Source organism: Streptomyces sp. NPDC055287 (assembly GCF_053646035.1).
Genome location: NZ_JBSHNE010000012.1, coordinates 15,849 through 32,555 on the forward strand (window position 1 = coordinate 15,849; position 16,707 = coordinate 32,555).

The 16,707-nt window shown below is 72.1% G+C and carries 14 protein-coding genes; 4 read left to right on the plus strand and 10 right to left on the minus strand.

Annotated elements, in window-relative coordinates:
* Nucleotides 1–8: 8 nt before the first annotated feature.
* The 3 genes from ACWIHY_RS20185 to lipB form a co-directional block, all read right to left on the minus strand.
* Entirely contained in the window at nucleotides 9–221 is a 213-nt protein-coding gene (locus tag ACWIHY_RS20185; protein WP_454377019.1) for an SCO2195 family GlnR-regulated protein, read from the minus strand.
* 240 nt (nucleotides 222–461) lie between these two features.
* Entirely contained in the window at nucleotides 462–1,427 is a 966-nt protein-coding gene (gene lipA, locus ACWIHY_RS20190) for a lipoyl synthase (RefSeq protein WP_454377020.1), read from the minus strand.
* Between the two features lie 70 nt (nucleotides 1,428–1,497).
* Nucleotides 1,498–2,334, minus strand: coding sequence for a lipoyl(octanoyl) transferase LipB (gene lipB, locus ACWIHY_RS20195; protein WP_454377021.1), 837 nt, complete (start codon nucleotides 2,332–2,334; stop codon nucleotides 1,498–1,500).
* A gap of 243 nt (nucleotides 2,335–2,577) precedes the next feature.
* Here lipB and ACWIHY_RS20200 point away from each other — a divergent pair, with 243 nt between their 5' ends.
* Entirely contained in the window at nucleotides 2,578–4,023 is a 1,446-nt protein-coding gene (locus ACWIHY_RS20200) for a regulator (protein ID WP_454377022.1), read from the plus strand.
* A 177-nt stretch (nucleotides 4,024–4,200) separates the two neighbouring features.
* Here ACWIHY_RS20200 and ACWIHY_RS20205 read toward each other — a convergent pair whose 3' ends face one another.
* A complete protein-coding gene (locus tag ACWIHY_RS20205; RefSeq protein ID WP_454377023.1) occupies nucleotides 4,201–5,505 on the minus strand; it encodes an NAD(P)/FAD-dependent oxidoreductase in 1,305 nt (434 codons plus the stop codon).
* Nucleotides 5,506–5,748: 243 nt separating this feature from the next.
* Nucleotides 5,749–6,648 carry a TIGR01777 family oxidoreductase gene (locus ACWIHY_RS20210; RefSeq protein WP_454377205.1) on the minus strand — a complete coding sequence of 300 codons (900 nt, stop codon included), beginning with the start codon at nucleotides 6,646–6,648 and terminating at the stop codon, nucleotides 5,749–5,751.
* Nucleotides 6,649–6,696: 48 nt separating this feature from the next.
* Here ACWIHY_RS20210 and ACWIHY_RS20215 point away from each other — a divergent pair, with 48 nt between their 5' ends.
* Nucleotides 6,697–7,206 carry an N-acetyltransferase family protein gene (locus tag ACWIHY_RS20215; RefSeq protein ID WP_454377024.1) on the plus strand — a complete coding sequence of 170 codons (510 nt, stop codon included), beginning with the start codon at nucleotides 6,697–6,699 and terminating at the stop codon, nucleotides 7,204–7,206.
* Nucleotides 7,207–7,310: 104 nt separating this feature from the next.
* Nucleotides 7,311–8,459: a PP2C family protein-serine/threonine phosphatase gene (locus ACWIHY_RS20220; protein WP_454377025.1), complete on the plus strand. Its 1,149-nt coding sequence runs from the start codon at nucleotides 7,311–7,313 to the stop codon at nucleotides 8,457–8,459.
* A 22-nt stretch (nucleotides 8,460–8,481) separates the two neighbouring features.
* Here the strand turns inward: ACWIHY_RS20220 and ACWIHY_RS20225 are convergent, their stop codons facing one another.
* On the minus strand, nucleotides 8,482–9,000 hold the full coding sequence (locus tag ACWIHY_RS20225) for a DUF4240 domain-containing protein (protein WP_454377206.1): 519 nt from the start codon (nucleotides 8,998–9,000) through the stop codon (nucleotides 8,482–8,484).
* Between the two features lie 170 nt (nucleotides 9,001–9,170).
* Between ACWIHY_RS20225 and ACWIHY_RS20230 the strand changes: the two genes are divergently transcribed.
* Nucleotides 9,171–10,097 (plus strand): SDR family oxidoreductase, encoded by a 927-nt coding sequence (locus tag ACWIHY_RS20230; RefSeq protein ID WP_454377026.1) that lies wholly within the window; start codon nucleotides 9,171–9,173, stop codon nucleotides 10,095–10,097.
* Nucleotides 10,098–10,112: 15 nt separating this feature from the next.
* Here ACWIHY_RS20230 and ACWIHY_RS20235 read toward each other — a convergent pair whose 3' ends face one another.
* From ACWIHY_RS20235 to sucB, 4 genes are all read right to left on the minus strand, one after another.
* Nucleotides 10,113–11,081, minus strand: coding sequence for a helix-turn-helix transcriptional regulator (locus ACWIHY_RS20235; protein WP_454377027.1), 969 nt, complete (start codon nucleotides 11,079–11,081; stop codon nucleotides 10,113–10,115).
* A gap of 125 nt (nucleotides 11,082–11,206) precedes the next feature.
* Nucleotides 11,207–13,876, minus strand: a complete 2,670-nt coding sequence (gene aceE, locus ACWIHY_RS20240) for a pyruvate dehydrogenase (acetyl-transferring), homodimeric type (protein WP_454377028.1) — start codon at nucleotides 13,874–13,876, stop codon at nucleotides 11,207–11,209.
* Between the two features lie 273 nt (nucleotides 13,877–14,149).
* Nucleotides 14,150–14,773 (minus strand): GntR family transcriptional regulator, encoded by a 624-nt coding sequence (locus ACWIHY_RS20245; RefSeq protein ID WP_454377029.1) that lies wholly within the window; start codon nucleotides 14,771–14,773, stop codon nucleotides 14,150–14,152.
* Between the two features lie 99 nt (nucleotides 14,774–14,872).
* A complete protein-coding gene (gene sucB, locus ACWIHY_RS20250; protein WP_454377030.1) occupies nucleotides 14,873–16,657 on the minus strand; it encodes a 2-oxoglutarate dehydrogenase, E2 component, dihydrolipoamide succinyltransferase in 1,785 nt (594 codons plus the stop codon).
* Between the last annotated feature and the right edge of the window lie 50 nt (nucleotides 16,658–16,707).

Below are 16,707 nucleotides of genomic sequence, written 5' to 3' on the forward strand. Positions count from 1 at the left end.
TGTGAAGTTTACGTTGCCCGGGAAGCCCGGCCCGCCACGGCCTCCAGTACGTGCTGAGCCTCGACCCGGTCCTTGGCCCTGCGCCGGTCTTCGAGCACCGACGTCCATGCGTTGCGGCGTGCGGTGCGCTGTCCGCCGCCCATGAGCAGGGACTCGACGGCGCGCAGGGCGTCGGTGACGGACGGGATGGCGGTAGCGCGGACGGGTGTCGCGGCCTGCATGGTGTGGGTCCCCCCTCGGAGTGGTGACTCGGGAACGGGCGGGTGCGGAAGTGCAGCTGTGCGTAAACCTAGGGTCACTGATTGGTGTTACCAGCGCATGACCGGGCGGTCAAACACCCATGAACCCTTAACTCGTACGGGTGAAACGAAAGTGCGGCCCGTGCGCTCCCCCCACCTGCGGGGACTGCACGGGCCGCGCCCTCTCGGCCATTACTGGCCGGTAATCACTTGTGCCGGGATTCACACAGTCGGTGCGGCCGCCAGCTTCTCGCGACGCTCCATCGCCTGGCCGAACAGCCGGCCCGCGCGGTACGAGGAACGGACCAGCGGCCCGGACATCACACCGGAGTAGCCGATCTCCTCGGCCTCCTCCTTCAGCTCCACGAACTCGTGCGGCTTCACCCAGCGCTCGACGGGGTGGTGGCGCGGCGAGGGGCGCAGGTACTGCGTGATCGTGATGAGCTCGCAACCCGCGTCGTACAGGTCCTGGAGCGCCTGGCTGACCTCTTCGCGCTCCTCGCCCATGCCCAGGATGAGGTTCGACTTCGTGACCAGCCCGGCCTCGCGGGCGCGCGTGATCACTTCGAGGGAGCGCTCGTAGCGGAAGCCGGGACGGATGCGCTTGAAGATGCGCGGCACCGTCTCGACGTTGTGCGCGAGCACCTCCGGGCGGGACGAGAAGACCTCGGCCAGCTGCTCGGGAACCGCGTTGAAGTCGGGGATGAGCAGCTCGACCTTGGTACGGCCGGCCTCGCGCTCCGCCGTCATCGCGTGGATCTGGCGCACGGTCTCCGCGTACAGCCAGGCGCCGCCGTCCTCCAGGTCGTCGCGCGCGACGCCCGTGATGGTGGCGTAGTTCAGGTCCATCGTGACGACGGACTCACCCACGCGGCGCGGCTCGTCCAGGTCGAGCGCGGCAGGCTTGCCCGTGTCGATCTGGCAGAAGTCGCAGCGCCGGGTGCACTGGTCACCGCCGATGAGGAAGGTGGCCTCGCGGTCCTCCCAGCATTCGTAGATGTTCGGACAGCCGGCCTCCTGGCACACCGTGTGCAGGCCTTCGCTCTTCACGAGCGCCTGCATCTTGGTGTACTCGGGGCCCATCTTCGCCCGGGTCTTGATCCACTCGGGCTTGCGCTCGATGGGGGTCTGGCTGTTCCGGACCTCCAGGCGCAGCATCTTGCGTCCGTCGGGTGCGACTGCGGACACGTCCGGCTCCCTACGACTTCGATTCTTCGGCGCCCACCAGGGTACGCCCGATATTTGTATGGGGATTACGTCACGCCAACCCATGGCCAGCGGTCTGCATTCCCCGGGGCTGGACGGTGGCCTTCTCGACGGGGCGAGGGGCCGGATCCGCGTTCTCCAGTACGTCCCGCAGATGCTTCTCGACGACCGGCAGGACTTCGTCGATGGTGACATCACGGCCCAGCTCGCCCGCGAGCGAGGCGACGCCCGCGTCGCGGATGCCGCACGGCACGATCCGGTCGAACCAGGTGTTGTCCGGGTTCACGTTCAGCGCGAAGCCGTGCATCGTGACGCCCTTGGCGACGCGGATGCCGATGGCGGCGAGCTTGCGGTCCTCACGGCGCTGGCCGGCGTTGGACGGGGCGTACTCGGGGCCGTTCAGCCTCGGGTCGAATTCGTCGTCCTGGAGTCGCGGGTCGAAATCCAGGGAGAGCCTGCCGAGCGACGGCCGCCGCTCCACCGGGTCGCCCAGCACCCAGACGCCGCTGCGGCCCTCGACCCGGCTCGTTTCGACGCCGAAGCCGGCACAGGTGCGGATCAGGGCGTCCTCGAGGCGGCGTACGTGCGCCACCACGTCGACCGGGCGCGGCAGCTTCATGATCGGGTAGCCGACGAGCTGGCCGGGGCCGTGCCAGGTGATCTTGCCACCGCGGTCCACGTCCACCACGGGGGTGCCGTCCAGCGGGCGCTCGCTGTCCTGCGTGCGTCGTCCGGCGGTGTAGACCGGCGGGTGCTCGAGGAGCAGGCAGGTGTCCGGGACCTCGTCCGCGAACCGCGCCGCGTGCACCTCGCGCTGCTTCTGCCAGGCCTCCTGGTACTCGACCGCTTCCTCGCCGAACCCCAGTCGGACAAACCGCAGGTCACTCACGGCAACGCCTCCCTAGAACCAACATCCGGCGCGTTGTGCGCGCCTCAGCCACTGTACGGCCGCGGCGTTCGAGGCCACCGGGCAGGTCGTTTTCGTCAGTGTTCGTCAGCGTTCCAACGAATCCTCACACGATCGGATGAATGCGAGTCGATGCGGCCGGGGCGGGCGGCATGTGCCGCTAAATTCGCGCCGTTCCATGAGGGCTGCTGCCCGGAGCCCAGAAGGCAGGAGACCGCACAGCTGATGACGGAACGACCCCCGCAGCGCACGCCCAACCGCCAGCTCGCCGCGCTCATCGCGGAAGCGGGATTCTCCAACGCGGGCCTCGCCCGACGGGTGGACCAGCTCGGCCTGGAGCACGGCCTCGACCTGCGGTACGACAAGACGTCGGTGACCCGGTGGCTGCGCGGCCAGCAGCCCCGCGGCACCACGCCCGCGCTGATCGCCGAGGTCTTCACCCGGCGCCTCGGGCGGCGGCTGACCGCCCAGGACCTGGGGCTCGACGCCTGCGCCCCCGTCTACGCGGGGCTGGAGTTCGCGGCCGGTCCCGAGGAGGCCGTCGACATCGTCAGCGGACTGTGGCGCAAGGACTCCGGCAGCCACGCCGAGCTGCGCAAGATCGCGTTCACCCCGGCCGGGCTCGTCGTCCCGAGCCGGGACTGGCTGATCGGGCGCGCCGACGACCGGGTCGCCCGCGGTGACCCCCCGCCGGTGAACGGTGCCCGGGTGCCCGCGCAGGGACGCCCCGCCGTGCCCCGGCCGCGCCACACCGACCGCGGGCCCGGGCAGCGCGTGACCATGGGCGACATCGCGGCGCTGCGCTCGGTCGGCGAACTGTTCCGGACGCTGGACCACGCCTACGGCGGCGGGCACGCCCGGCAGGCCCTGGTGCGCTACCTGGAGCACGAGACGGAGCCGATGCTGCGCGGCACGTACGGGGAGGCGACGGGGCGGCGGCTCTTCGCGGCCGCCGCGGATCTGACCCGGCTGGCGGGCTGGACGTCGTTCGACATCGCGGCGCACGGCCTCGCCCAGCGGTACTTCGTCCAGGCACTGCGCCTCGCCCAGGCGGCGGGCGACCGGCCGTACGGCTCGTACGTCCTGGTCACCATGAGCCGACAGGCGGTCCACCTCGGCCACGGGCGCGAGGCGGTACAGCTGGCGCGGGTAGCGCAGCAGGGCGTGGGGAGCGCGGCGCCGGCTGTCGTGCAGGCGCTGTTGCACTCGGTCGAGGCGCGGGGGCACGGTGTGCTGGGAGAGGTCCGGGCGTGCACGGCCTCGCTCGTGCGGGCGGAGCGGGCGATGGAGGCGGCGCGGCCGGGGGACGAGCTGCCGCACTGGGCCCGCTTCTTCGACGAGGCGCAGCTGGCGGACGAGTTCGGGCACTGCCACCGGGACCTTCAGCAGTACCGCGCGGCGGCGCAGCACGCGGAGCGCTCGCTCCAGCTGCGCGCGCCCGGCTATGCGCGGAGCCGGCTGTTCTGCCGGGTGGTGCTCGCGAGCGCACGGCTGGGGCTGGGGGAGCTGGACCAGGCGTGCGCGCTGGGGGCGGAGGCCGCGCAGCAGGCTTCGGAGATGCGGTCGGCGCGGGCGCTGGAGTACGTACGCGACTTCGAGAAGCGGCTCGAGCCGTACCGGGACGCGGCGGCGGTCCGGAACTACCGGGACCGGGTTGCGGCACTGGGGTGACGGCGCCCTTCGCGGGTGCGGCACTTCGCCGCTCCGCCCCGGCCCCCGCCCCTCGAAGGCCGGAGGGGTCGGAGCCGCCCAGGAGGTCGATCCCGAGCGCGGACCCTGCCCGGCCCTGGACCGCCGCGCCCGCGACCTCGCCGCAGGGGAATCCGGCCCGTCCGGGGCCGGCGACGCTCAGGCCGCCTCGCGCAGCGCACCGGCCGCGTAACCGGGCTGGATGCCGAAGTCGAGGAGGATGTCGTGCGCGGCCCGGCGGCCCGAGTGGAGCGCGCCCTGAACCGTGCTCGTCTCCCGGTGGTCGCCGCACACGTACAGGCCCGAAAGGAGCCGTACGGGACGGCGCAGGTCGTGCGGCGCCGGCATGGCCGGGACCGCCTCCCGGTCGTGGTGGACCGCGAGGAGTTCCCAGTCGCGCGTGGACACGCCGTACAGCCGGGCCAGGTGGGCGCGTACCGCACGGTCGGTGTCGGGCGGGGGCGTGCCCAGGACGGTGGAGGAGACCAGCGCCCGGCCGCGCGGCGCGCGCGACGGGTCGACCTCGCTGAGTACGGCGGTGTGCGAGACCGGGCCGCTCCGGTCGGCGTCCAGCAGCAGGGCGGGGTCCGCGAGCGGAGAGGCGGGCGCGGCGTGATGCAGGACGGTCACCTGGTGGAAGGGCGGCACCCGCAGCCCGGGGAGCAGTCCGGCGGCGGCACGGGCGCCGGTGGCCAACAGCAGGGAACGGCAGCCGAATTCGCCGTGCTCCTCGGTGGTGACCGAGGTCGTGGAAGCGGCGGTCACCCGTACTCCCGTACGTACCGTTCCCGGCGGCAGTGTGGCCGCCAGCAGCTCGGGCAGCGCCGAGGCCCCGCCCTCGGGCACGCACAGTCTGCCCCGCGCGAAGCCGCGCAACGCGAGGTCGGCGCACCGGCTGGAGGTGGTGAGTTCGGGGTCGCTGAGCAGCGCCGAGAGCAGCGGGCGCAGGAAGCCGTCGACCGTACGGGAGGGCAGTCCGCGTCCGGACAGGGCTTCGGCGGCGGTCCGTTCGGGGCGGGCCATCAGCCGGTGCGCCGGTGTGGCCGCGAACCGGCCGAGCGCCGCGCCGAGGCGGGCCTGGTCGAGCGCGCCCCCGAACGGCGGGCGGGGAGCGCCGGCCAGGGCGCGCGCGGCACTGAGTGCGCCGCGGGCGCTCCCGGCCTCCCCCGCGCGATAGCGACGGCCCTCGCTGTGCACGAGGACGCCGGGCGAGAAGGTACGCAGCGCGATCCCTTCGAGGCCCGGCGTGCGGAGCAGTTCCGGGTACGCGGTGCTGAGGACCTGGCCGATGCGGTCGAGCCGGAAACCGTCGACCTCCTCGGTGGCCATCCTTCCGCCGACGTGAGGGGCGGCCTCCAGGACGCCGACTGTTACTCCGGCGCTGGTCAGTTGATGGGCTGCGGAGAGACCGGCGACCCCGGCCCCGACTATGACGACGTCCGCGTGGTGTGCGGTGGTGAGCACGTGGCCCTCCCCGAGGTCGGCGCGACTGTGCGGGTCTCATGCCCTCAACAGGTTCACGGAATACCCGAGTTCGGGTTGCAGCGTAGAAGCGGACGCAGGGCGGGCACAGTCGCGCATCGACCGGGGCATCGGAGCACAACCGGAGCACAACCGGAGACCAATGGTCGAACGACAGACAGAATGCGATCAGAATCGGTCAAGCGGCGCCGTGCGGCCGGGTCAGCGAAGCGCCGTGCGGCCGGGTCAGCCCAGCGCCGCCCGGAGTGTGTCGTCGATCCCCGGGAACGCGAACGAGAAGCCCGACTCCTCCAACTGCCGCGGCAGCACCCGCTGGCTGCCCAGCACGTCGGCGGAGAACTCACCCAGGGCGAGCCGCAGCGCCGGCGCGGGCACCGTGCAGAGGGTGGGCCGCTTGAGCACCCGCCCCATCGCCTCCGTCATCTCCCGGTTGGTGACCGGCCGCGGCGCCGTGAGGTTCACGGGACCGGAGAGCGACTCGGTGTCGATCAGGTGGCGCAGCGCCGCGATCTGATCGTGCATCGAGATGTAGCTCTGGTACTGGCGGCCGGACCCCAGCCGCCCGCCGAGTCCCGCCTTGAACAGCGGGAACAGCCTTCCCCAGGCGCCGCCCTCGCGCGCCACCACAAGTCCCGTGCGGGCGAACACCGTCCGTACGCCCGCCTCCTGCGCCGGAGCGGCGGCCTCCTCCCAGTCCACACACACGGACGGCAGGAAACCGTCCCCGGGCGGTGCCTCCTCGTCCACCGCGCGTTCCCCGGTGTCGCCGTAGAACCCGATGGCCGAACCGCACACGAGAACCCTCGGCGGGGCTTCCAGGGAAGCGACGGCCTCGGCGATCGCGGCCGTACCGAGGACGCGGCTCTCGCGGATCTCCTTCTTGTACGTCCTGGTCCAGCGGTGGTCGCCGACGCCGGCCCCCGCCAGGTGGACGACCGCCTCGCACCCGGCGAGCGCGTGGGCGTCGACGTACTGGCGCTTCGGGTCCCACGTCACCTCCTCCCGGCTGCGCGCCGGGCGCCGCACCACGCGGCGCACCTCGTGTCCGTCCGCGCGCAGCGAGCGCACGAGCGCCGTACCGATGAGACCGGTCGAGCCGGTGACCGCAATCCGCATGCCGCCCATCCTGCCCCGCATTCCGGCCAGCCGGGACCGGATGGCACAGTGGCGGCCATGCCGGAGCCCGCCCCCGCCCACGTGATACGCCCCGCCACGACGGCCGACGAGAAGGAGCTGGCCGCGCTCGACCGGGAGACCTGGTCGCCGGTGCACTCCGTACAGCCGAGGCCACAGCCCCCGTACGGCCCGTTCTTCGACGAAAGGCACCGGCCCGAGGACATCCTGGTGGCCGAACTGGACGGTGCGATCGTCGGATACATCCGGCTGGTCCCGCCCACCCCCCTGGCGAGCAACGCGCACGTGCGGCAGATCCAGGGCCTGGCCGTGGCGGAACGGGCGCGCGGGCACGGGATCGGACGCGCCCTGCTGCGCGCGTCCTTCGAGGCGGCGAGGCGCCAGGGAGCGGTGCGCATCACGCTGCGGGTGCTCGGCCACAACGCGCCCGCGCGAGCGCTGTACGAGGCCGAGGGTTTCGTCGTCGAGGGCGTACTGCCGGGCGAGTTCCACCTCCACGGGAAGTACGTCGACGACGTGCTCATGGGGCGCGGACCGGGCTTGGGCTGACGGGCGTGCGGTGACTCCCTGAGCCATAGTGGGAGGGGTATGAAGAACCTCCCGATGCCGCCCACGTCAGCGACCCGCGCGATGAGCCGCGGGCCCTTCGCCCGATGAGTTCGGCGCGGGCCAGGGGCGCGGAAGAAGCCCCCGGCTGGCTGCGCGGAACGCCGCAGCCGCGCTGGCTCAAAGCCCTGCCCGCGATCATCCTCGGACTCCTCACCGTCGCGCAGATCGTCACGCCCCAGACGCTCCAGCTGGGCTACTTCGTGGTCGCCGTGACACCGGTGGCGGCCCTCGCCTACGGCCCGCTCAGCGTCGCGGTGCTCGGCTGCCTCACGCTCCTGACGCTGAGCCTGCCGTACGGCCGCCGGATCTGGGACGTCGAGACCCCCGACCTGCTGGCGGTGGTGGTGGTCGTCGTGCTCAGCGTGGTCATCTCCTGGGTCCGCACCCGCCGCGAGCAACAGCTGGTGACGGTCCGCACGGTGGCGGAGGCCGCCCAGCTGGCCGTTCTGCCGCCGCTGCCCACCGCTGTGGGCGAGGTGCGGTGCGCGGGCCTGTACCGGTCCGCGCAGCGTGGGCTGCTGGTGGGAGGGGACCTCTACGACGTACGCGAGGGTCCGCACGGCGTACGGGCGCTGGTGGCCGACGTACAGGGGCACGGTCTGGAGGCGGTGGCGACGGTCGCCGCGCTGCTGGGCGCCTTCCGCGAGGCCGTGCTGGACGAGGAGGACCTGGCGCGGGTCGCGGCGCGGCTGGACAGGCGGCTGGTCGTCGACTCCCGCGCCGTGGAGCACGCTGAGCTCTTCGCCACCGCCGTGGTGCTGGAGTTCCCCGCCGACGCAGCCGTACTGCGCGTGGCCAGTTGCGGCCACCCGCCGCCCCTGCTGCTGCGGGGCGGGACGGCGCGTGAGATCACCCTGGACCCGGCGCCGCCCCTGGGGCTCGGCCTGGCCGGGACCGTGCCGGTCGCGGTGACCTCCGTACCGCTGGAGCGAGGGGACCGCGTCCTCGCCCACACGGACGGGGTGACGGAGGCGCGCGATGCCTCCGGCACCTTCTACCCGCTCGCACAGCGGCTGCCCGCGCTGACCGCCTCCGTCCCGGAGGACGACCTGATGGCCCTCAACGAGGCCGTACGCGAGGACCTGGTGCGCTTCGCGGGCAGTGCGGAGAACGTCAAGGACGACGTGGCCCTGCTCGCGCTCGGGCACGAGGAGATCGGCGACCGGGAGCCGGCAGCCGCACCCCGCCCGTGAGCGGGGCCCGCCGACGTCGGGGCTACCCTCCGAACCGCTCCCACAGCCGGGGGAACCGGTCGGCCAGGGCCGCTTCGTCCTCGAAGTCGAACGGCGCCCCGTACGGCTCCGGCGCCTGCGCCGGGACGCCCAGGTCCGGCGCGACCGCGCCGGTGAGCTGCTCGTACGCCTCGTCCGCCGCGTACCCCAGCTCCTCGGCGTCGCCATCGACCTCCTCGTCGAAGTCGCCGAGGAGGTCGGCCAGGTTGTCCGGGTCGTGCAGGGCGCCCTCGAAGACCTCCCGGCCCTGGCCGATCAGCCAGCAGCGGAAGTAGTCGAAGGCGTCGTCGCTCGCGCCGCCCAGCAGCACGGCAGCCGCGCCCCACAGGTCCCAGCGGTACGCGCGGTTGTATCGGGCCTCGAAGTGTCTGGCGAAGTCGAGCACGGAGTCGGGGTCCAGCTGGAGCAACGCGTCGACCAGCAGGTCGGCGTGATCCTCGGGGTCGCCCTCGGCGGCCTCGCGGGTGTGGTCGATGATCTCCCAGAATTCCGTCTCGTCCATCACGGGACAAGCATCGGCCTTGCCACAGGCCCGCGCACGCGGAGTACCCCGGATGCGGCTGTGTCGTTACCGGGCGCGCGGCGCGGCGCGGTAATCACGACAGAAGATGTCGGCTTTGGGTGCCAGTGTGGTGATGCACGGCACGGAGCAGCGGCACCCGAGGAGCAGCTATGAGCGAGCAGGACGCACCACTCAAGGGCAGAATCGCGCTGGTGGCCGGCGCGACCAGGGGCGCGGGGCGGGCGATCGCCGTGCAGCTGGGGGCGGCCGGAGCGACGGTGTACGTCACCGGGCGCACCACCCGCGAGCACGTCAGCGAGGTCGGCCGTCCCGGCGAGACCATCGAGCAGACGGCCGGACTCATCAACGACGCGGGCGGCGAAGGCATCGCCGTACCCACCGACCACCTCGAACAGGACCAGGTCAGGGCGCTCGTCGAGCGGATCGACCGGGAGCACGGACGGCTGGACATCCTCGTGGACAGCGTCTGGGGCGGCGAGCACCTGCTGGAGTTCGGCAAGAAGATGTGGGACACGGAACTCGCCATCGGGCTGCGGATGCTGGAACTCGGCGTGAAGACCCACGCCATCACGCTGAGCTTCGCGCTGCCCCTGCTGGTGCGCAACCGTGGCGGCCTGGTGGTGGAGGTGACCGACGGAACGGACGAGTACAACCGCACCCGTTTCCGGGAGAACTTCTACTTCGACCTCGCCAAGAACGCGCCCATCCGGATGGCGTTCGCCCTCGGGCACGATCTGGCGGACGTCGGCGGCACGGCGGTCTGTGTCACCCCGGGGTTCCTGCGCTCGGAGGAAATGCTGGACGCCTTCGGTGTCACCGAGGAGAACTGGCGCGACGCGATCGCCAAGGTCCCCGACTTCGTGATCGCCGAGTCGCCGGTGTACGTCGGCCGGGCGGTCGTGGCCATCGCCGCAGACCCGGACCGGGCGCGCTGGAACGGGCGGTCGCTGTCCAGCGGGCAGCTCGCGAAGGAGTACGGCTTCACGGACACCGACGGCAGCCGGCCGGACGCCTGGCCGTACATCATGGAGGTCTCGCAGGGCGGGAAGGATGCCCCGGCGAGCGACTACCGCTGAACGCCGCCTGCACGCCTAGTCGTAGAGCCGTGCCGTACGGGCCGCCGCCTCCGCGAAGCGTTCGCGGAGGTCGGGCGGCCCCAGGACCTCCAGCTCCGGCCCGACGGAGAAGAGCTGGCCGAAGGCGACCTCGTACGACTCGACCGGCAGGGTCACCGTGATACGCCCCAGCTCGTCCGGCGGCCCGGCCACGGCCAGCGCCTCCGTCGCCGCGGCGCGGTCCACGGCGTACGGCAGCCGCCGCGCGCCCGTCTCCGACAGCCGCACCACCACCTCGGACCGCAGGATCGAGCGGGCGAAGTCCGCCGCCCGCTCCTCCCAGAACTCCGGCAGTACGAAGCTCTCGTCCCGCACGAAACGCTCCTCGGACACGGCCACCGCGGCGAAGCGGTCGATCCGGTACACCCGGAAATCGTCGCCCGAGCGGGCGCACAAGTACCAGACCCCGGCCTTGAGCACGAGGCCGTACGGTGCCAGTTCCCGCTCGACCTCGCCGTCCTGGCCGCGCCGGTAGCGGCCCGTGATCATCCGGTCGTCCCAGACCGCCTCCGCGATCGTCGGCAGCAGCTCGGGCGTCTTGGGCTCCTGGTACCAGCCGGGCGCATCGAGATGGAACCGCTGCGCGGCTGTGTCCGAAGCGTCCCGGAGCGACGGGAGCAGCGCCGCTGAAACCTTCAGGCGGGCGGCCGACGCCGCGTCGTCGAGACCCATCTCCCGCAGCGCGCCCGGCAGTCCGGAGAGGAAGAGCGCCTCGGCCTCACTGCGGGCCAGGCCGGTCAGCCGGGTGCGGTAGCCGCCGATCAGGCGGTAGCCCCCGCTCCGGCCACGGTCGGCGTACACCGGAACACCCGCCTCCGAAAGCGCTTGCGCGTCCCGCGTGACGGTCCGCTCGGAGACCTCCAGTTCCCGGGCGAGTTCGCCGGCGGTCATGGAGGGGCGGGACTGGAGCAGAAGCACCATCTTGATGAGCCGGGCTGCGCGCATGCCGGACATTGTGCCGTGCGGCCCCCAACTGCGGCTCCCTCCCGGACCCGGTCCCCGAACGCCGGACGGGCCGGACCCTCCCGCCAGGGAGAATCCGGCCCGTCCGGCGTTCGGGACTCAGCCCCTCACAGGCCGTAGCGCTCCCGCGCCTCCTTGACCGCCGAGGCCGGCACCTCGCCACGGCGGGCGAGCTGGGCCAGGGCGGCGACCACGATCGACTGGGCGTCGACGCCGAAGTGGCGGCGGGCCGCCTCGCGGGTGTCCGAGAGGCCGAAGCCGTCCGTACCGAGCGAGGAGTAGTCCTGCTCGACCCACTGGCTGATCTGGTCCGGAACCTGACGCATCCAGTCGCTCACCGCGAGGACGGGGCCCGGCGCGCCTTCGAGCGCGCGGGTGACGTACGGCGTACGGGACTCGCCGCGCAGCAGCGCCTCGTCGCACTCCAGCGCGTCGCGGCGCAGCTCGCCCCAGGAGGTGGCGGACCAGACGTCGGCCGCGACGTCCCAGTCGGCGGCGAGCAGTTCCTGCGCCTCCAGGGCCCAGTGGATCGCCGTGCCGGAGCCGAGCAGCTGGACGCGCGGGGTCTCGGCGGTGGCGTTCGCCGCCTCCTTGAAGCGGTAGAGGCCCTTGACGATGCCCTCCTCGACGCCTTCCGGCATCGCGGGCTGCGGCTTCGGCTCGTTGTACACGGTCAGGTAGTAGAAGACGTTCTCGGCCTCGGGGCCGTACATCCTGCGCAGACCGTCCTTGACGATGACGGCGACCTCGTACGCGAAGGCCGGGTCGTAGTTGAGCGACGCCGGGTTCGTGGACGCGATGAGGTGCGAGTGGCCGTCCGCGTGCTGGAGGCCCTCACCCGTCAGGGTCGTACGGCCGGCGGTGGCGCCCACGATGAAGCCGCGGCCGAGCTGGTCGCCGAGCTGCCACATCTGGTCGGCGGTGCGCTGCCAGCCGAACATCGAATAGAAGATGTAGAAGGGGATCATCGGTTCGCCGTGCGTCGCGTACGACGTCGAGGCGGCGATGAAGTCGGCCATGGCGCCGGCCTCGGTGATCCCCTCGTTGAGGATCTGGCCGTCCTTGGCTTCCTTGTAGTACATGAGCTGGTCGCGGTCGACCGGCTCGTACGTCTGGCCCAGCGGCGAGTAGATGCCGGCCGACGGGAACAGCGACTCCATGCCGAAGGTGCGGGCCTCGTCGGGGACGATCGGCACCCAGCGCCTGCCCGTCTCCTTGTCCCGCATCAGCTCCTTGGCCAGGCGTACGAAGGCCATGGTGGTGGCCATCTCCTGCTTGCCCGATCCCTTGAGGAGCGCGCTGAAGGCGCGGTCGGCGGGCTCGGGCAGGGCCACCGCGTGCACCCGGCGGGCCGGGGCGGGGCCACCGAGGGCGGCGCGGCGCTCCTGCAGGTAGCGGACCTCGGGGGAGTCGGCGCCGGGGTGCCCGTACGGTACGAGCTCCTCGTCCAGCTTCGCGTCCGGGATCGGCAGCTCCAGCAGGTCCCGCATGGCGCGGAACTCCTTGCCGGAGAGCTTCTTCATCTGGTGGTTGGCGTTCTTCGACTCGAAGCCCGCACCGAGGGTGTAGCCCTTGACGGTCTGCGCGAGGATCACCGTCGGCGCGCCCTTGAACTCCACGGCCGCCCGGTACGCCGCGTACACCTTGCGGGCCTCGTGGCCGCCGCGGGAGCTGTGGAAGCACTCGGCGATCTTGGCGTCGGTGAGCAGCTTGCCCAGCTCGGCCAGCGCGGGCTCGGCGCCGAAGAAGTGCTCGCGGATGTACGCCACGTCACGAGTCGCGTACGTCTGGAACTGCGCGTCCGGCACCGCGCGCAGCCGGCGTACCAGCGCGCCCTGGGTGTCCAGCTGGAACAGCTCGTCCCAGGCGGAGCCCCACAGCGTCTTGATGACGTTCCAGCCCGCACCGCGGAACTGGGCCTCCAGCTCCTGGACGACGCGGAAGTTCGCGCGGACCGGGCCGTCGAGGCGCTGGAGGTTGCAGTTGATGACGAAGGTCAGGTTGTCGAGCTGCTCGCGGGCGGCGAGGGTGATCGCGGTGGTCGACTCGGGCTCGTCCATCTCGCCGTCACCGAGGAACGCCCAGACGTGGGAGTTGGACGTGTCCTTGATGCTGCGGTTCTGCAGGTAGCGGTTGAAGCGCGCCTGGTAGATCGCGGAGAGCGGCCCGAGGCCCATCGACACGGTCGGGAACTCCCACATCCAGGGAAGCCGCCGCGGATGCGGGTACGAGGGCAGTCCGTCGCCGGCGGCCTCCTGGCGGAAGCGGTCGAGCTGGCCCTCGTTCAGGCGGCCGTCGAGGAAGGCGCGGGCGTAGATGCCGGGGGAGGCGTGGCCCTGGATGTAGAGCTGGTCACCGGAGCCGTCCCCCTCCTTGCCACGGAAGAAGTGGTTGAAGCCGGTCTCGTACAGCCAGGCCGCGGAGGCGAAGGTGGCGATGTGGCCGCCGACGCCGAAGCGGGAGCCGCGGGTGACCATGGCGGCGGCGTTCCAGCGGTTCCAGGCGGTGATCCGGGCTTCCATCGCCTCGTCGCCGTCGAAGGCGGGCTCGGCGGAGGTCGGGATGGTGTTGACGTAGTCCGTCTCCAGCAGCTTCGGCAGCGCGACACCGGCGCCTTCGGCGTGCTGGAGCGTGCGGCGCATCAGGTAGGCCGCCCGCTGCGGGCCTGCGGCCTTGGTGACGGCGTCGAGGGAGGCCGCCCATTCGGCGGTCTCCTCGGTGTCACGGTCCGGGAGCTGGTCGAGCTCACTCGGAGAAATGCCTACGGGGTCGGTCATGATGGCCGCCTTCCGGACAGGAGGGGGGTGGAGAAAAGGGGGGCCTTGTCTGGCAGGACAGGGCGACGGGGTCGGTGGACCCGCCGTCGACTGTAAGTCCCTGATCGATGATCGATCAAAGCCTGGGGGCGAAAAACTTCTCCGTACAACGAAATTGGCATTCCGTGCCGTGAAATGGGGCACGGGGTGCCGAGACCTTATGCGGCATTTCGGGCGCGGGCGGGTAGGGAACAGCCCTGCGGGGCACGCGGGCGCACCCGCGCGCGGCGGCGGTCAGGCCCTCGGCGCGCAGCCCAGGACGTGGGCCTTGACCAGGCTGCCGATGTCCGGGTCGCGGCGGCGGAACGCCTGCACCAGCGCCTCGTGCTCCTCGGCGTACGACTTCTGGACCGTGCCCAGCCAGCGGATGGACAGGGCCGTGAAGACCTCGATGCCCAGGCCCTCCCACGTGTGCAGCAGGACGCTGTTGTGTGCGGCCCGGACCAGCTCGCGGTGAAAGCCGACCGTGTGGCGCACCTGCGCCGTCCCGTCCGCCGTGCGGTCCGCCTCGTACAGCGCCGCCACGTGCGGCTCCAGCGCCGAGCAGTCCTCCGCCAGGGCCGACGCCGCGAGCTCGGCCGCGATCTGCTCCAGGCCGGCCCGTACGGGATAGCTCTCCTCCAGGTCGGCCGCCGTGAGATTCCGTACCCGTACGCCCTTGTTCGGCGCCGACTCGATCAGGCGCAGGGACTCCAGCTCGCGCAGCGCCTCCCGCACCGGGGTCTGGCTGACCTCCAGCTCGGTGGCGATCCGGCGCTCCACGATCCGCTCACCCGGCTTCCAGCGCCCGCTGACGATCCCCTCCACGATGTGCTCGCGGATCTGCTCGCGCAGCGAGTGGACGACGGGCGGGGTCATGAAGCGCTCCTTCAAGCCGTGTTCGGTCCTCTAGACCATACGGCGGCGCCCCCGTCCGGATAAGTCCGGACGGGGGCGCAGACGCTGGTGAGACGAGCGTTACAGGCCGAGCTCGACCTCGAACTCGCCGGCCTCCAGGATCGCCTTGACGGCCGTCAGGTAGCGGGCCGCGTCGGCGCCGTCCACCAGGCGGTGGTCGTAGGAGAGAGCCAGGTAGGTCATGTCACGGATCGCGATGGTCTCGCCGAGGTCCGGGTGGTTGATGACCACCGGGCGCTTGACGGTGGCACCGATGCCCAGGATGGCGACCTGGTTCGGCGGCACGATGACCGTGTCGAACAGCGCACCGCGCGAACCGGTGTTGCTGATCGTGAACGTCGCACCGGACATCTCGTCCGGGCTGATCTTGCCGGAGCGGGCCTTGCCGGCCAGCTCGGCGGTCTTCTTGGAGATACCGGCGAGGTTGAGGTCGCCCGCACCCTTGATGACCGGGGTCATCAGACCCTTTTCGGCGTCCACCGCGATACCGATGTTCTCGGTGTCGAAGTAGGTGATCGTGCCCTCGTCCTCGTTGATCCGGGCGTTGACGACCGGGTAGGCCTTCAGCGCCTGGGCCGCGGCCTTGACGAAGAACGGCATCGGGGACAGCTTGACGCCCTCGCGGGCGGCGAACGCGTCCTTCGCCTTGTTCCGCAGCTTCATCAGCTTCGTGATGTCGACCTCGACGACCGAGGTCAGCTGGGCCTGCGTGTGCAGCGCCTTCATCATGTTGTCGCCGATGACCTTGCGCATGCGGGTCATCTTGACCGTCTGACCACGCAGCGGGGACACCTCGAGGGACGGAGCCTTCGAAGCGGCGGCCGGGGCGGCGGCGGCCGGAGCCGGGGCAGCGGCGGCGGCCTTGGCGGCCTCCGCGGCGGCGACGACGTCCTGCTTGCGGATACGGCCACCGACACCGGTGCCCTTGACCGAGCCCAGGTCGACGCTGTTCTCGGCGGCGAGCTTACGGACCAGCGGGGTCACGTACGCACCGTCCGCGTCGCCCGCGGAGGGGGCGGCGGGGGCGGGAGCGGCCGGAGCGGCGGCGGCCGGAGCGGCGGCGGCCGGAGCCGCGGGAGCCGGAGCGGCAGCGGCGGGAGCGGCCTGGACCGGAGCGGGAGCCGGAGCCGGCGTCGGCGCGGGGGCCGGTGCCGGAGCGGCGGCCGGCTCGGGAGCCGGAGCGGCGGCGGGGGCCGGGGCCTCCTGCGCCGGGGCGGCGGCCGGGGCCGCGCCCGCGGCACCGATGACGGCGAGCTTCGCGCCGACCTCGGCGGTCTCGTCCTCACCGACCAGGATTTCCAGCAGCGTGCCCGCGGCCGGGGAGGGGATCTCGGTGTCGACCTTGTCGGTCGAGACCTCGAGCAGCGGCTCGTCCTCCGCGACCTCCTCGCCGACCTCCTTCAGCCAGCGCGTGACGGTGCCCTCGGTGACCGACTCGCCCAGCGCGGGCAGTACGACGTCGGTACCGGAGGCGCCACCGGCCGGAGCCTCGGCGGCGGGGGCCGGAGCGGCCTCGGGCTGGGCGGCCGGAGCCTCGGCGGCGGGGGCCGGGGCCTCGGCAGGTGCCTCGGCGGCGGCCGGGGCGGGAGCGGCCTCGGGCGAACCCGTGCCGTCGTCGATGACGGCCAGCTCTGCGCCGACCTCCACCGTCTCGTCCTCGGCGACCTTGATGGACGCGAGGATGCCGGCGGCGGGGGCCGGGATCTCGGTGTCGACCTTGTCGGTCGAGACCTCGAGCAGCGGCTCGTCAGCCTCGACGCGCTCGCCCTCGGCCTTGAGCCAACGGGTGACAGTGCCCTCGGTGACGCTCTCGCCGAGCGCCGGAAGGGTTACGGAAACCGGCATGGTTTCTGTTGCTCCTTACGAATTGCGGAAGTGGTCGTCGCGCCCGGACT

Coding starts and splice junctions, on each gene's coding strand:
- ACWIHY_RS20185 (WP_454377019.1), bottom strand. CDS start 221: ATGCAGGCCGCGACACCCGTCCGCGCTACCGCCATCCCGTCCGTCACC.
- ACWIHY_RS20200 (WP_454377022.1), top strand. CDS start 2,578: ATGACGGAACGACCCCCGCAGCGCACGCCCAACCGCCAGCTCGCCGCG.
- ACWIHY_RS20210 (WP_454377205.1), bottom strand. CDS start 6,648: ATGGGCGGCATGCGGATTGCGGTCACCGGCTCGACCGGTCTCATCGGT.
- ACWIHY_RS20215 (WP_454377024.1), top strand. CDS start 6,697: ATGCCGGAGCCCGCCCCCGCCCACGTGATACGCCCCGCCACGACGGCC.
- ACWIHY_RS20220 (WP_454377025.1), top strand. CDS start 7,311: ATGAGTTCGGCGCGGGCCAGGGGCGCGGAAGAAGCCCCCGGCTGGCTG.
- ACWIHY_RS20225 (WP_454377206.1), bottom strand. CDS start 9,000: ATGGACGAGACGGAATTCTGGGAGATCATCGACCACACCCGCGAGGCC.
- ACWIHY_RS20230 (WP_454377026.1), top strand. CDS start 9,171: ATGAGCGAGCAGGACGCACCACTCAAGGGCAGAATCGCGCTGGTGGCC.
- ACWIHY_RS20235 (WP_454377027.1), bottom strand. CDS start 11,081: ATGCGCGCAGCCCGGCTCATCAAGATGGTGCTTCTGCTCCAGTCCCGC.
- aceE (WP_454377028.1), bottom strand. CDS start 13,876: ATGACCGACCCCGTAGGCATTTCTCCGAGTGAGCTCGACCAGCTCCCG.
- ACWIHY_RS20245 (WP_454377029.1), bottom strand. CDS start 14,773: ATGACCCCGCCCGTCGTCCACTCGCTGCGCGAGCAGATCCGCGAGCAC.
- sucB (WP_454377030.1), bottom strand. CDS start 16,657: ATGCCGGTTTCCGTAACCCTTCCGGCGCTCGGCGAGAGCGTCACCGAG.